This is a genomic window from Trichocoleus sp. ST-U2, assembly GCF_039961875.1.
In the GTDB taxonomy this organism is placed as follows: Bacteria; Cyanobacteriota; Cyanobacteriia; order Cyanobacteriales; family FACHB-T130; genus FACHB-T130.
Genome location: NZ_JAMPJY010000058.1, coordinates 21,059 through 36,311, shown reverse-complemented (window position 1 = coordinate 36,311; position 15,253 = coordinate 21,059). Strand labels below are relative to the sequence as shown.

The 15,253-nt window shown below is 43.2% G+C and carries 9 protein-coding genes; 1 reads left to right on the top strand and 8 read right to left on the bottom strand.

The features are described from left to right. Positions 1 to 100: 100 nt before the first annotated feature. Entirely contained in the window at positions 101 to 301 is a 201-nt protein-coding gene (locus tag NC996_RS25270; RefSeq protein WP_190684859.1) for a hypothetical protein, read from the bottom strand. On the opposite strand from NC996_RS25270, the gene NC996_RS25265 reads away from it, so the two are divergent. Then, the gene (locus NC996_RS25265) at positions 300 to 500 is read left to right on the top strand and encodes a hypothetical protein (protein ID WP_190677358.1); all 201 of its coding nucleotides are present in this window, start codon (positions 300 to 302) and stop codon (positions 498 to 500) included. The two genes, NC996_RS25270 and NC996_RS25265, sit on opposite strands and share 2 nt — an antisense overlap. A gap of 96 nt (positions 501 to 596) precedes the next feature. Here NC996_RS25265 and NC996_RS25260 read toward each other — a convergent pair whose 3' ends face one another. The 7 genes from NC996_RS25260 to NC996_RS25230 form a co-directional block, all read right to left on the bottom strand. Then, positions 597 to 1,379 (bottom strand): DUF72 domain-containing protein, encoded by a 783-nt coding sequence (locus NC996_RS25260; RefSeq protein ID WP_190677357.1) that lies wholly within the window; start codon positions 1,377 to 1,379, stop codon positions 597 to 599. Positions 1,380 to 1,634: 255 nt separating this feature from the next. Then, positions 1,635 to 2,180: an NUDIX hydrolase gene (locus tag NC996_RS25255; RefSeq protein WP_190684856.1), complete on the bottom strand. Its 546-nt coding sequence runs from the start codon at positions 2,178 to 2,180 to the stop codon at positions 1,635 to 1,637. Positions 2,181 to 2,370: 190 nt separating this feature from the next. After that, positions 2,371 to 2,769: a hypothetical protein gene (locus NC996_RS25250; RefSeq protein ID WP_199303031.1), complete on the bottom strand. Its 399-nt coding sequence runs from the start codon at positions 2,767 to 2,769 to the stop codon at positions 2,371 to 2,373. 201 nt (positions 2,770 to 2,970) lie between these two features. Continuing rightward, positions 2,971 to 4,695 carry a GTPase HflX gene (gene hflX / locus NC996_RS25245; RefSeq protein ID WP_190684854.1) on the bottom strand — a complete coding sequence of 575 codons (1,725 nt, stop codon included), beginning with the start codon at positions 4,693 to 4,695 and terminating at the stop codon, positions 2,971 to 2,973. 498 nt (positions 4,696 to 5,193) lie between these two features. Further along, positions 5,194 to 6,819: a glycosyltransferase family 39 protein gene (locus NC996_RS25240; protein ID WP_190684851.1), complete on the bottom strand. Its 1,626-nt coding sequence runs from the start codon at positions 6,817 to 6,819 to the stop codon at positions 5,194 to 5,196. Positions 6,820 to 7,473: 654 nt separating this feature from the next. After that, positions 7,474 to 9,042 (bottom strand): response regulator, encoded by a 1,569-nt coding sequence (locus NC996_RS25235; protein WP_190684848.1) that lies wholly within the window; start codon positions 9,040 to 9,042, stop codon positions 7,474 to 7,476. Next, positions 9,042 to 15,068 carry a hybrid sensor histidine kinase/response regulator gene (locus tag NC996_RS25230; RefSeq protein WP_190684845.1) on the bottom strand — a complete coding sequence of 2,009 codons (6,027 nt, stop codon included), beginning with the start codon at positions 15,066 to 15,068 and terminating at the stop codon, positions 9,042 to 9,044. Before NC996_RS25230 ends, NC996_RS25235 begins: the two co-directional genes overlap by 1 nt. Between the last annotated feature and the right edge of the window lie 185 nt (positions 15,069 to 15,253).

Sequence of the window (15,253 nt, the reverse complement as noted above, 5' to 3'; positions counted from 1 at the left end):
ACGACAATCATCAAGTTAGGAAAGTCTATGCTAGTCATCGGAGAGATGAGTTTCATGGGTGGTACTTTGATTCTCAATCTCTCCCGTTCCTTTGTCTAATTCACATTAGACGTAAATTGGGAGAAGAAGCAGTTGGCGTTGGTATTTGAGAAGAATTTGCTCCGATGTCATGCAACCACGTAACAACGTGTTTCGTTCCTACTTCCCGGATCACACCCCCAACGCGCTCAAAGGTTCCATCTGCAAGTCCTTTGGCGATCCAGTCAGCAAGCATAAACGTTGCTGTAACTGTTAAACTCATGATTTTCTCCTGGGTGCTAAAACTTAAGAGGCGCGATCGCATTCTTTCTCAGTATTCCCACGACACAGCTAGCGCTAACAATTTAGCTGCATCAGAGGAAACGAGCGATCGCATTCTTTCTCAGTATTCCCACGACACAGCCAGCGCTAACAATTTCCCTGCATCACAGAAAACGAGCGATCGCGTCCTTACACGCTAAACCTGACAGAAGCAGAGTTCAATAGTCCGCGCAGGCGGACTTTGTTTGCGTAGCCGCGATTTCCAATCGCCAGGTATTATTTGCTTTTCCTCATCACTAAAACGTTGAACAATTCATGGACAGTAATGCTTTCAGGCGTTCAGCATCGTGGATAGCATGACCATCTGGGTCGTTGTTGAAATACACGTACACGTCAATCTTTTGTTGAAGAAATGAGCGGATATGGGAAGCCCAGGTAGACAATTCTTCATCGCTGTAGCCAACGCCCCATTGCCCACTGTGCATCCGGATATAAGTCCAGGGCGCAGTCAAACGAATATCTAGCGGAACCGTGGGACTGACTGGCAAACAAAGGGCTGCACCCGCACGTTCTAATAGTTCGTACACCTGTGGAATTAGCCAACTTTGGTGTCGAAATTCAAATGTATAACGTTGTTCTGGATAAGAAGAAAGCAATTCTAAAAATGGCTGAAGGCGCTCCATATTAAGGGGCCAAGTATGAGGAAATTGGAACAGAATTGGGCCTAGTTTTTCTTGCAAACCGCCCGCTCGTTCCATTAAGCGAGATAGCGGTTCATTTGGCTCTTTTAACTTTTTCATGTGGGTAAGGTAACGGCTACCTTTCACAGCAAAAAGAAACCCTTCAGGCGTTTGTTCTCGCCATGTTTCAAATACAGACCGCTCTGGCAGACGATAGAAAGAAAAGTTGATTTCTACAGTTGGAAAGTGCTGTGCGTAAAATGGTAATTGTTGATTTCCAGGCATCTGCGCTGGATAAAAGATTTCCATCCAGTGCTTATAAACCCAACCGCTAGTACCAATTTGCAGCAGCGGGGCTGCTGAAAAAAATTGAAATTCCGGCTCTTGTTTCTCACTCATTCAGTTGTTCCAATTGCACTGAATCATTATCTCTGGTAAACCACCAAGCCCAAGCGACTAAAAGTGATTGAAAAGGAAGCCGCAACCAAATTAGGGGAGGATCGTGGGGAAGAAATTGCAATGCCTCGTTCCATAGCCACATTTGCCATGAGTTAGTTTGAGTGCATCCCGATCGTGATACTTATTCATGCGTTGCAATTCATGCGTTGCAAAGTTTGTGGTGATATGTTTAGCCAGTGTCAGCGCGATCGCCTATTATTCGCCAAGTACCTTATTCGCTTTCAGAATCAGCACACAGCTTGGCGCGTGTGTGATTACGCTATCCATGACCATCTGCACCGCTTCACTTAAGGGAATCCGAACTGTTTCTATCGTTTCCGTTCCTTCTTGATGGGATTGGGTGAATGTTAATTGCTTTGCTAGAAATAGACGCACCGGACAGCAGACAATTGATGTATCTAAGTCAAAAACTCCGAGATCGAGCCATTCCGAAGCTTTAATTCCCAGTTCCTCTTCAATTTCTCGTTGTGCAGATTCCAGGTGCGGTTCATCCTCCTCAATAGCACCAGCGACAACTTCAATGCTTTCTTTGCCAAGCGCATAACGAAATTGCCGGGTAAGATAGACTACGCGATCGCTATCGATTGGCAAAATAGCAACGCCAGATTTCATCGTGACGGTAGCATACGTACCCGATTGTCCATCAGGTTGGAGAACTTGGTCTTCACGAACATTTATAAATGAATTTTGGTACTTTCGATTTGTTTCTTGGATTGTCCAAGGGCCATGTTTTTGTGTCATGTTGCGTTCTCTCCTATTTGAGTTGTCAGATGCGAGATTCAGATACCCGACTTCTTGGAGAAGTCGGGTATCTTGCGTTCAGGAATTATTTATGACTGGTATAATTTCCCGTTGACATAGGAAGGTAAGATTTCTCCCTCCCCGTTCACAGGTAGGGGTGGGGTTCTAAGTTGCATATACTCGACTCTAATTACTCTAAAGCTGGTTTAATCCGCTCATAAGAGGAGAGAAATAAACTAAAGAGAATCGCAAAGGTAAGGTCAATGATACCCGGAACTAAATAAAATGGGTGAAGACCACCGATTAAGGTGTGATAAGCCAAAACGATAAAGACAGAAACTTGGGCGCAAATTCCAAATCTTATAAGGTCGTGATTGCGAGAGATATCCTTACCAACCCACCAATAACCAATCCCGATTGTAAATACCAATGCGCCAAACAGATGTAAATATTCAGGATTAGTGAGGGGTTCTTGACCCAGGATTTGGCGAATCCATTGGTCAGATAACAACAAAGCTACAGATTCGACCCAGTTAATGATAGCTTTGGTTTGAAATACGTACTTCCACGTTATTGGATTGTTGATCATTGCAAATAGTGTGTGAATTCTTGTTTGCTTAGCTTGCTGGTTCTTGACTTAACTGGGTGTCCTATACACTCGATCCCCCCTCTCCCCAGAGGAAACCCCGAATCCCCTTTAAAAAGGGGGAAAATGCTTATAACCCCTTTTTAAGCGGGGGACATCGCCAAAAATAGACACCGTAACTACTGGCTTCTTGTCACATTTTTATTAGTGCGGTTGTGAAACTGCTTCATCAACCAGTTGCACCATCCGCTGGCGTAGGGTCTCCAAACCTAAGCGTTGAGTAGCTGAAATAAACACAGCTTCGGGATACTGTTGTTGAGCGAAGGCTAGCGTTTCGCTATCTACTTGATCGACCTTGTTAAAGGCAATCAAAGCTTTACCTGGAAGGGCAGGCATTTCTCCAAGCACTTCCATGACCGACTGGATGTGGCTTTCCCAAGCGGGATGGGATAGATCGACGACATGAAGCATGGCATTCGCCTCCGTTACTTCCTCCAGGGTGGCTCGGAAGGCATCCATGAGCGGTGGCGGGAGTTCGTGAATAAACCCGACCGTGTCTGTCAGAAGAATCGTCCGCCGCTCTTGGGTTTCGGGGTTTGTAATGACTAGCTTTCGAGTTGTGGGGTCGAGGGTGGCAAATAGTTGATCTGCCGTATAAACTTCGGCGTGGGTTAACACGTTCAGCAGGGTGGACTTCCCAGCGTTGGTATAACCAACCACGGCAATCGAGGGAATTTCTTGCTCTTGCCGTTGTTGTCTAATCCGGGAGCGATGCGCTTGTAATTGGTTGACTTCCTGCTGGAGTTGGGCAATTCGGCGCTGAATGGTTCGCCGCTCTGTTTCTAGTTTGGTTTCACCCGGTCCTCTCGTACCAATCCCGGCTCCTAGTCTGGACATTTCCCGACCCCGACCCCTCAGTCGAGGCAGCATATATTCCAGTTGCGCCAATTCCACTTGCAATTTACCCGCTTGGGATTGAGCGCGTTGAGCGAAGATATCGAGAATTACTTCAGTCCGGTCTACGACAGGGATACCGATCTCGGTTTCTAGGTTACGAGCTTGAGAGGGAGAGATATCTCGGTCAAAGACAATGATATTGGCTCCCAGTTGATGAGCGCGTTGGGCAATTTCTTCAACTTTTCCATGACCGACGACCGTTTGAGGATGAGGACGCGATCGCTTTTGTTGCATTGTCTCTAATACCTGTCCTCCGGCACTTTCAACCAAGCGAACGAGTTCCTCCAGACCATCTTGAAACCGCTGGGGAGAGACGTCTTCTGTCATCAACCCAACCAGCAGAACGCGATCCGAAGGCTGCGCGGTAGCGCAATCGCCTTTTGAGTTATTCTCGTGGAATTGCGATGTTTCAAAGCCTGACTCGGAGAACTCACTCTCCCATTCATCTACTAAGTCGTCAAAGCCTTGCTCTGTCAGGTCATCTAAGCTAAGGGGACGAGAAATAACCCAGGGCTTTTCTGCTTCGGGAACCAGGTGAGCAAGATAAGCTTCTTTGACATCGCCTGCGGCTTCACCATTTCGTCGCGCTCCATCGCCCCTGGGAACTAACACCGCTAAGGCGTCTAGGCGCTGCTGTGCCATTGCCCTGAGTGCCGCTGTATCCGGTGGATCGGATTTGAGTTGAGTGGCAAGACAGCGAATTCCACTCAAGTGTTCGCCCTTATGCCGGGGCAACTCTTGGGGCGGAATTTGCGTTTGGCTGGGAGTCCCGACGGCGATTCGGATTGGGTGTCCGCGTCGATTGATGTAACAGCATACAGGGTGATGAATGGACGTACTAATTTCGGCTAGCGCTTGAGCGAATTCCGGAGTCGTCAGGCGATCGCTTGGTTGGCGCTGTTCGTAAAGCCGCTGTAGTTGCTTGATATGGCTCGATTGTAATCCTTGAAGATTTCCGTAAATAGTTTGCATAAGACGCCCTAAAAACTAGCGTATTGAATCCTTTGCTTCAATATTTACTAATCTTCCTTTTTGACTTAATCTCCCTTTTGGACTAAGTAGAGGTTAAGAAGCGGCGATCGGCAAAAATGGGAGATGGGTGGACAACCCTAGACGTATCAGCCTTTAAGCGCGAACGCCCAACCCAGTTGCTGCCAGATTCCGGTAGCAGGTGTGCGACTGATTTTGCGACTGATTCACAGTATCTAGGATCAGAGCCATCGCTTAAAGTTTGAGCATGAGGATAGCGGCGTTGGAGATTGCGATCGCTAGTTATCTTGTCGGTGCTCTTGAGGTAAAAAATGCAACATTGACAAGGGTTTAAGGTAGAACGACAAACACTTTCTTCAGGCTATAAATAATTCAGTTTGTCCGTTTACTGAGTAAAGAATAGATTATTGAGTTTTATCCTATCCCCAATTACCAATTATTCACAAATTCTTGTTTAGGCATAAAATAGGATTGCCTCCGCTATTTTTTTGCTTCCCAAAGTTCAAACTTGTAGCCTTTGAAAGCTATTTTTAAGTTGTAACCCTGTGTTTTCTCAAGTTGGTTTCGTAAAGTATCTGAGGAATCGAATAAAAATATCTCGCTGAAACCATCAGCAGCTAGAAATGTTTTTGGTTGGCTCACCAACTGTAGCTGTACTTTCGGACTGAGTAGGCGGCTGAGAGATAATACACTTCCCGGAATCTTAGTATCGCTAATCACAAGTGGATGAGAAGCTTGGTTAACGATGCGAGCCACTTGAGGATTATAAGTGTCCATAAACTTGTTCCACCATACGTCTGCTGGAAAGCTGATTGCACAGGACAAAACTCCGCACGAAAGTAGAACAACTATCACAAACTGCCACAGTTTTTGTTGCCGGATGGAATTAAAACTCCAAGTAATTTTACTAGCCAGGAGGTAAGCAATAGCTATCTGGATTCCTAAATAAGATGGGATCAAATATCGCGGTGCTGTAGATAAAAATCCCCCAGTCATTAAGTCTCGTAGCATGAGGGGGATAACCGCCATCCCAGTAAAAGTAAAAATAAATAGCCAAACTTTCGCTGGGGTATGGCGATAGAGAAAATAAATCGAATAACCAACTAAGATTAAACTAAGAGGAATAGAAAAAGGATCGTCATAACCAATCGGATCGAACCAGTAACCGCTAGGATCTACATCTAAGAAAATGTTGCTGAGATTCCGAGTCCACCATTTAACTAAAGTAAATAAATTGGGTGGTTTTGGAGCTGATGCCACTCTGTCAATGATGCGATCGCTACTTAAAACCACCCAAACCCAGGGTACAAAAGTTAGAAACGCTGCTATCGATGCCACTAAATAAGCAATAACTGTTTTATTTTCTCGATGGGCTTTAGTTAAGATGACATAAATCCCATGACCGATTAAAGTCAGCCCAAAAAATAAGTTTGAATAGAGTCCCAATGCCGCAGTAACTGCATAGATCGCCCAACTTAGCTTAGTTTTAACCCGGATAGCTCGTAGCAGTGCTGCACTCGATAGCAAGACAATTGCCGTCCACAAGCTATACTGCCGCGCTTCCTGCGCGTACAGTACGTGTAAAGGTGAAATAGCGATGATAGCGATCGCTATCCATCCCGTCAACGATGACTCAAATAATTCTCTGCACAGCCAATAAATGCTAGGAAATGCTAGTAAACTAATTAGGGCACCCAAACTTCTTGTCACTGCCACCGAGCTACCAAAACACTGCACCCAAAATCGTGCCATCACGTAATATAGCGGCGGATGTTCTGGGTATTGCGCCAGCACCTGCATGGTATCAATTAAGTCTTTTTCTGAATTGGGACGCTGATACCTTTGTAAATCTTCAACACTGATGACACGACCATCAAAAAGTTGCTGTTGCACTTCTGGTTTGGAATAGCCAGAAATCCGCATTGAGGTAAAAGCTTCGTCGTGTTGGTAAACTTTTCGATCCAAATTTGCAAATCGAAAAAATATGCCTAAAACCAGTACGCTGATGACTAAAAATTGTAGCCAAGTTGGAGGAAGTTCCCAGGAGTGGGAACCTCGGCTATTTAGTTTAGTATTAGTTTTAGCCTGAGTCCCAGTTTTTGGCATATAGATTTTCCTATATCCTCTTCCAATCCACAAATATCAAGTACTTAAACCCAGTTTCAAAAAGCTCTATGTTCTTTTGATTAGCCTCTGCACGCTTTTCAGAATCACAAGCCATCTAATTTTGTAGATGAAAATTTAAGGTTCTCGTAAAAACACGTAACTTGTGGAAATCAGTTTCTTGCTCGTTTTGTAGATATAAGCCAAAAATTAAGTAAAAATACTCAGCTTCTTAGGAGTGCTTCCGCTATATCCTAAGCAATCCCTAGGGGAAATACTGACTCTCCAGAGAGTCTTTACAGAATCTTTACAGAAAATTCATCTTTTCCTAGCAAATAACAAAGACTTAGTGAAGTGTTGTCTAAGCTACAGGCAGGTAAGGGATTTAGCAGTATGTACGCCAATCCATCTTTTATTAAATCTCAGTAATATTACGGTTTAGCGTTGAAAAAGTGGAAGTTTGATAGTGTTTAATTGAAGATACTGCTAGTTTTACTGAAGCGCTAGCGACTGGAAGCCACGGCTAAATAAACTAAGTCCGGCTTGCGGGGACTCATGGAATCATAAGTTTTGAACCGGAGAAGGCAGATTTTGTCTGTATCGCGGTGGTTTCAACCGCTAAGCCAATCTTAAGTTGACACCTGACGGGTTCTGATATTAGACCGAATTTCCGCTTTCTTCCAAAATGGCGCATTGGCAACCTAATTCTGGAGGGCACGACCGAACCGGAATTTTAATCATGAACTCCGCCCCCTGTCCTGGTGCTGAAATACACGTGATCTGACCACCATGTTTGTTGACTACAATCTGGTAGCTAATCGATAATCCCAAACCCGTACCTCTACCCTCTGCTTTCGTCGTAAAGAAGGGATCGAATAGGCGATCGCGTACTTCCTCTGCTATACCGGGGCCAGTATCCCCAATCCAAATTGTCACAAACTCATTGTCAGTTACTTCGGTGCGAATCCGAATCGTACTGCGGCAAAAGAAAATCTCCTCAGGCGATCGCTTTTTGTCATACTCCTCCAAAGCGTCAATTGCATTCGCCAGTAGATTCATAAACACCTGGTTGAGTTGACCTGCATAACACTCCACCAGAGGCAGATTGCCATATTCTTTGACAAGTTGAATACCTGGATGGTTAGCGCTATCTTTGAACCGACTATGCAAAATCAGCAGCGTGCTATCTAGCCCAGCATGAATATCCACAGGCTTCATTTGGGTTTCATCCATGCGGGAAAAAATCCGCAACGACAAAATAATCTCGCGGATGCGGTCAGATCCAACTTTCATCGAACTCAGCAATTTGGGCAGGTCTTCAATTAAAAATTCTAAATCTATTGCCTCAGCGTGTTCCTTAATTTCAGGTGGCGGTGCAGGAGTGTACTTCATATAGAGGCTCAAGAGGTCGAGCAAATCTTGGCTATAGTGATGGGCGTGAGTAAGATTCCCATAGATGAAGTTAACGGGATTGTTAATTTCATGGGCGACACCCGCTACCAGTTGCCCCAAACTAGACATTTTTTCACTATGAACCAGTTGGCTTTGAGTTTCTTGAAGTTGGCGGAAGGAAAGTTTAAGCTGATGCGCTTGTTCTCGATAGCGTGCTTCTGATTCTTGCAAGGCTGCTTCAGTAGAGATGCGCTCTTGGATCTCCTGTTGCAGATGCTGATTTGATTGGGTCAACAGCTGATTGGATAGGAAAAGTTCAGCCGTCCTTTCTTTTACCCGCCCTTCTAACTCAGATGTAAGTTTTAAAAGTGCTTTCTCTGCCTTAGTTCGCTCTTCAATCTCCTGTTCCAGATGCACATTTTGTTTCTGCAATCTTTTAGTCAGATTTCGCAAGCTTAAATGGATTTTGACTCGGGATAAAACTTCTTCATGTTGAAGCGGCTTAGTAATGTAATCAACCGCCCCAAGATTCAATCCCCGGATTTTATCCACAGTCTCAGAAAGCGCTGTCATAAAAATTACGGGGATGTCTTTCGTTGATTCCTTCGCTTTCAATTGCTGACAAGTTTCAAACCCATCTATACCGGGCATGAGTATGTCTAATAAAATCAGATCGGGCGGGGAATAATCAACCTGAGCAATTGCATCCTCGCCATCCTGCGCTACTAATACTTGAAAGCCTGAATTCACTAAAAAATCGAACAACACTCCTAAATTTGTAGGGTTGTCATCAACGATTAAAATTACCCCATTTTCAATATTTGAAGGATTCATTAATTTTTTCCTACAGCCCTTAAAAATTCGCGGATCTTTTTAACTTGAAAGCTTTTAGCTAGTTGACGCAATTCGCCTGAAAAAGGTGCATATTTAATATCTAATTCTTCTAGTTGATCGCTTCGCTCTACAATGCCTTTGAGATCGCCCTTCATTGCTAAATCAAATAAAGCTGCAATTTCCTCTGCTGATGGAGTAGCTAATGAATGCTGATTGCTTCGGTTTTTGGGCTGATAATTTTCTTCTTTATTGTCTTTTTCTAGTTGATTTTCGTTTTCTTCATAAACCCACTCCAGCCCTAAGTGAAGTCGTAACTTTTCTAAAAGCTCTGGTATTCGGATTGGCTTGGGTAAAAAATCATTGCAGCCTGCTTCCTTACTTTTGTTCTGATCGAAATCAAAAACGCTGGCAGAAGTTCCAATCACTATCACATCTTTTAGTTCGGGCGATCGCCTAATGCGCCGAGTCGTTTCAAAGCCATTCATTTCAGGCATCATCAAGTCCATTAAGATGCAATCGGGATTAAATTCAGCCGCTTTCTTCAGGCAGTCTTTGCCATCTATCGCTTCCAAAATTTCAAACCCTAAAGGCAATAGCATCTTGAGCAAAATTGAGCGATTTTCTCGCTTATCGTCTGCTACGAGGATTTTCCGCTTATAGCCTTTAAATCCTACGATATTTTTTTGATCTTGTTTGACACCTTCAGCATATTGAAAAACTTCAGGTAAATCTAAATCAAAGAAGAAAATACTGCCTTTTCCTAAAATACTTTGGACTTGAATTTCGCCACCCATCATCTGAACTAATTGGCGGGTAATTGCCAATCCTAATCCGGTTCCCTCAGATTTGCGATGGTTTTCTCCCACCTGCTGAAACGGCAAAAATATCTCTTCTAATTGCTCTGGTGCCATGCCAATTCCTGAATCTTCCACATGGAACCGGATTTTGCCTTTGTAATAGCCGACTTTAAAAGCCACGCCTCCAGTTTCAGTAAATTTGACAGCATTGCCGAGTAAGTTTAGCAAAGCTTGCCGCAATCGTTTCTCGTCAGCTCTAACACCTGTGGGAAGTTGAGTAATCTGCTCGTAAATTAAAGAAATGCCTTTTTGTTCGGCACGGATGTTACAGATTTCGGCAATGCCTTCTAGAAACTCTGGAAAATGAAAATCTGTTGGGTGGAGTTCCATTTTCCTAGCTTCAATTTTGGAAAGGTCTAAAATATCATTAATCAGGTTTAGCAGATGGTCACCGCACTGGTGAATAATACCTAAACCTTCTTTTTGTAAATCGGTTAAATTTTTGTCCCGCTTGAGGATTTGAGCATAACCTAAAATGCCATTGAGCGGTGTTCGCAATTCATGGCTCATGTTGGCAAGAAAATCACTCTTGGCGCGGTTGGCTGATTGAGCGATTTCCTGGGCTTTTTGTAAATGGACATTCTTTTCCTGCAACTCCAGCGTTCGCTCTTCTACTTTCGCCGCCAGAGTATTGCTGTATTCTTCTAGTTGTTGGTTGGCAGATTCTAAATGAGCATAGAGTCGTGCATTCTCTAGAGCGATCGCAGCCTGTCCCGATAACATCCGCAATACTTGCACTCGTTGCTGAGTGAAAGCTCCCACAACCAGATTATTTTCTAGATAAAGTATAGCAGTGAGCTTACCTTGATTGAGAATCGAAGTACAGAGCAGTGACTTGGGTTGATGTTGGCTAATGTAGGGATCGGCGTTAAAGATTTGCTCGTGGCTGGCATCATTTAAAACAACATCTTTTTGGGTTCTAGAAACATAATTCAGTACCGAAATAGGCAACTGCTGACTGGTTAATTGTGCCTGGGATTCCAGCACTTGGATCTCATCTTTAGTCCCCAATGCTTCTAGGAAGAATTGACCGTCTCTTGATAAAATCAACGCTCCAGTTTCTGCACCAGCATTCTCTATCAAAATTTTCATCAACTTATCGAGCAAGTTGGCTAGCACAATTTCGCTAGAAATCGCTTGGGATGCTTTCATCACTGTTGCCAAATCTAGAACCTCTGAAACACCGGAAGTGCTAGAACTAATGGTTTTCTGGCGCGTCTGTTTAATCGTAGTGCCTGTCTTTTTGCCCAATTTTTGGTTAAGGACAGAGGCGAGTAATTGGGAGTAGTGTTTTGCTAAATCCTCAACTTTGGCTGTTGCTCCCCAGCGCATATAAGCGTAGTAGGAATTTGTCATGTAAGTTTGAGCAATAGTTTCCTTACCCCATGACAGATAGAATTTAGCAGCTAGTTCGTGAGCCAATGCTTCTTCGTTGATATACTCGTTTTCTTTAGCGAGTGCGATCGCCCGATCGTACATCTCCATCGCTTCTATTTTTTCGCCTAAAATCCGAAGCCGCTCTGCCTCTACTAGATAGAATTTGTGCAGATGATTGATTGGGACATGATGCGCCCATTTTTGCATTTTTTCTTGATTAGCTTGTACTCGATTAAGAATATCCTGTTGTTCAGACTGTGAATCAGAATATACAGCTAGCCGTACTAGGGAATCATAGAAATAGAAGATAACAACAGTTAGCTGTCCTGTAGACGAACCGAAAGAACTTTCTATCAGAGGAATAGTTTTTAAGGCTTCCGCGTAATTTTCAAAAACATAACTAAGCGCAAGCTTGTGCAAGTATAAGTAATGAATTGCTAGTTGGTTGTTGGTTTGCTGATATAGCGGTAGCATTTTATCTTCGTCATAGGCTTCCCCCTTTAACTGGTATACATTTTGGGTTATTCCCATCATGTTTAAGACGGCTTGCCAACAAATTTTTGTATTATTAAGTGCTGTTTTTTGGCTAATTTTATGAAGGGCATCCGTGTAAGTTGCTATCTCTCGTTCGAGTTGCATTAGTTCCTTGCCAACAAAAAACGAGTAATGACTCCACACCATGATGGCATAGCCAGCATATTCTAAATCTCCGGTTTCCAACCCGCTAGAGAAAGTTGACAGGAAAAGTTCTAGAATATTCCTGACGTGTTCCTTCCAATGTTGAACGGCAGCATAGACCAAGTGGCACGTCTTGGCCTCGATTTCTTTAGCATTTAACTTAGATACTAAACGCAAAGCTAATTGACCGAATTCATAACCCCCCTCAATATCTCCTACAGCCCCGCAAAGAAGAAGACTATATACGGCATATGCAAAGGGAGACACAGAAGCATTGCCATATTGAACGGATAAATCGACCTGTTTACATATTGTTAAAGGCACCAGTGAGGGCATCGCAGAATAGCAAGCAGAAAATATACTTGACAGAATCCTTATCGCTGCTAGTTGATGAGGATCAGTCATTTCAGGGAGATCGATTAATTCCTCAGTTCGCTTTCCGCTCAAAATTGCCGCAGTTTCCCCCAGCGCCTGCCCAATATCAGACGGGTTTGGCGAGTCAGGAAGCTCTACCCCCAAATGCTTTAAGACTTGCAGCCCCGTATTCAGTGCTTCCAGCAGCTTGTTCTGCCCCATATAAGCTTGAATCTGGACTTCGGATATCTTCACTTTGTCCAATAGCGTTTTGGCGCAGTTTTGCACGATTTCAGCCAATCTCTGCATTTGAGCAAAGTCACCGCTTAAGTATGCTGCTTCTGCTGCTTCGGTATGCAGCGCTAATGTTAGGTCATACTGACTCTTCCAGCTAGAATCTGCCAACAGTCCCAAACCTACTTGCAAGTATTTAACAGCCGAGTCATACGCTGTAGCTGCTTTGGCTCTCTGACCTGCAATCAGGTTGAGTTGGGCTAGTTCATATTTTTTTGCTTCAGTTTTTAGTAAGTCAGTACCGTAATTGAGTTGGTTAACTAAAGCGAAGATATTTTCTTTTCGTTCTTCTGGCGTTGTGGAGTGTAGCAGTAATTGACCAATTCTCAAGTGTGTTGCTTTCTTCTCTTCATCTAGAATCAAAGAATAGGCAGCTTGCTGCACTCTGTCATGTAAAAACTTGTAGTCAACTTTGACATCAGTCAAGGTAAATCCACCGGATTCTTCTTGACTAAATACCAACGGAATTTTGTACTCATTGCTCAAAGGTAAAATTAAACCAGCCTGAAGCGCTGACCACAACTGTGCCGCTGTAACCAAGGAGGATTCTTCATTGATAACGCTCAAAACTTCTAAATTAAAAGTGTTGCCAATACAAGCAGCCAGTTTTAACACTTTCTGGGTGTCTGAATGCAGCTTGCGAATATTTCTAGCGATCAGTTCGACAACATTATAATCGGTGATGCCGATCGCTTGAATTTGCTTAATATTCCAGCGCCATGTTCTAGAATATAAATCATAAGTTAATAAATCTTCTTGATAAAGGGTTTTGAGCAGTTGATTTAAGAAGAAAGGATTTCCCTGAGTTTTGTTGAAAAGTAGAGAGGCTAAATTTCGCGTTTCTACTGATTCATTTAAAGTATCGGCAATTAATTCTTCGACATGAACCAGGTTTAAGGGTTGAAGGACAATATCATTTACTGCCGCCCCAGTTTTGCGAATCTTGTCAATCGTTTGAATTGTTGGATGCGTGGGGAAAACTTCGTTATCTCGATATGCCCCAATCAGCAATAAATACTTGTTATTGGTATCGATCATTAGCAGTTCGAGCAATTTCAGCGATGCTGAATCCGCCCACTGCAAGTCATCCAGGAAGATAACTAGGGGATGTTCAACAGTTGTAAATACGCCTATAAATTGTTTAAATACACGGCTGAAACGATTTTGAGCTTCAGTCGCCCCTAGTTCTGCTACGGGTGATTGTTTGCCGATAATCAGTTCAACTTCGGGAATCACATCAACGATTATTTGCCCGTTAACGCCTAAAGCACCTAAGAGTTTCTCTTTCCAAATTTGAATTTCTGCTTCGCCTTCGGTTAGAAGTTGTTGAGTTAAGGATTGGAATGCTTGAATCAAGGAAGCATAAGGAATATTGCGCTTAAACTGATCGAATTTACCTGCAATAAAATATCCCCGTTGCCGAACGATGGGTTTGTGAACTTCATTGACTAAAACAGTTTTACCAATGCCGGAATAACCGGAAACAAGCATCATTTCTCCGGTACCATTGGAGACTCGCTCAAAGGTATTTAACAGGGTAGTAACTTCCGCCTCACGACCATAAAGTTTTTGAGGAATCAGTAATTGACCTGCTTTGTCAGCACTACCGGGAATAAAGTCAGAAATTCTTACGGTAGTCTGTAGCTTCATTAGACAGATTTCCAAGTCAAACTTTAAACCCTCTGAACTTTGATAGCGGTCTTCAGCATTTTTAGCTAACAGTTTCATTACAATATTGGAAATTGCCTCTGGAATTTCCGAATTTAGTTGATGAGGTGGAAGTGGCATTTTAGCAATATGGCTGTGTACCAATTCCAGAGGTTCGGTAGCATTAAAAGGCAATTCACCTGTGAGCATTTCATAAAAGGTGACACCTAGAGAATAGAAGTCGGTGCGGTAGTCAAGCGACCGATTCATTCTCCCGGTTTGTTCCGGTGACATATAGGCGAGAGTGCCTTCGAGTAAGGTGGGGTTGCCAAGGGTTTGGTTTTCTCTTTCTAGACGCGATGCAATGCTAAAGTCGATGATTTTAACTTGCTTTGTCTCTGGGTTAATGATGATGTTGTGAGGTTTAATATCTTTATGAATAATCTGGGATGAATGCAGTTGAGCAAGCGTGGATGCTAGCTGAATGGCGATGTTTAAAAGTTCGCTTAAGTCTAAAGAGCGATCGCTAATATAATTTTTTAGCGAGATTGCCCCAAAATCTGACAAGATAAGTGCTAGACCATTCTGATAATTTTCTAAAGCTAGGGACTTGACAACTCCTTCTATATCTACTAAGGTTTCTAAAATTTTATATTCATGTTTTAGCCGGGTCAGTTCTTCTAAGGTGGGATACTCGGCTTTGATCGCTTTAACGATCGTTGGTGTTTTATCCAACTGCCTAGAAGCACGATAAATAATGGTATCGGTGCCTTCATGTAGGGCTTCAACGAGTTCGTAACCGGGAAGGGGAAGAATCATTTTTATAAGAGTGTGGGTAGCGTTAATTGGGAATAAATTTATGGGAATCCCTAAAAATAAGGATAATTCGCCAGTCGATTTATCGTTCCCAGACCCCCCTACAAATTCTCGAATCCTAAATAAAGCTCAATATTCAGACATACAAGTTAGTATTTCCACACTACCCAGCTTGATGACGCAAGGGA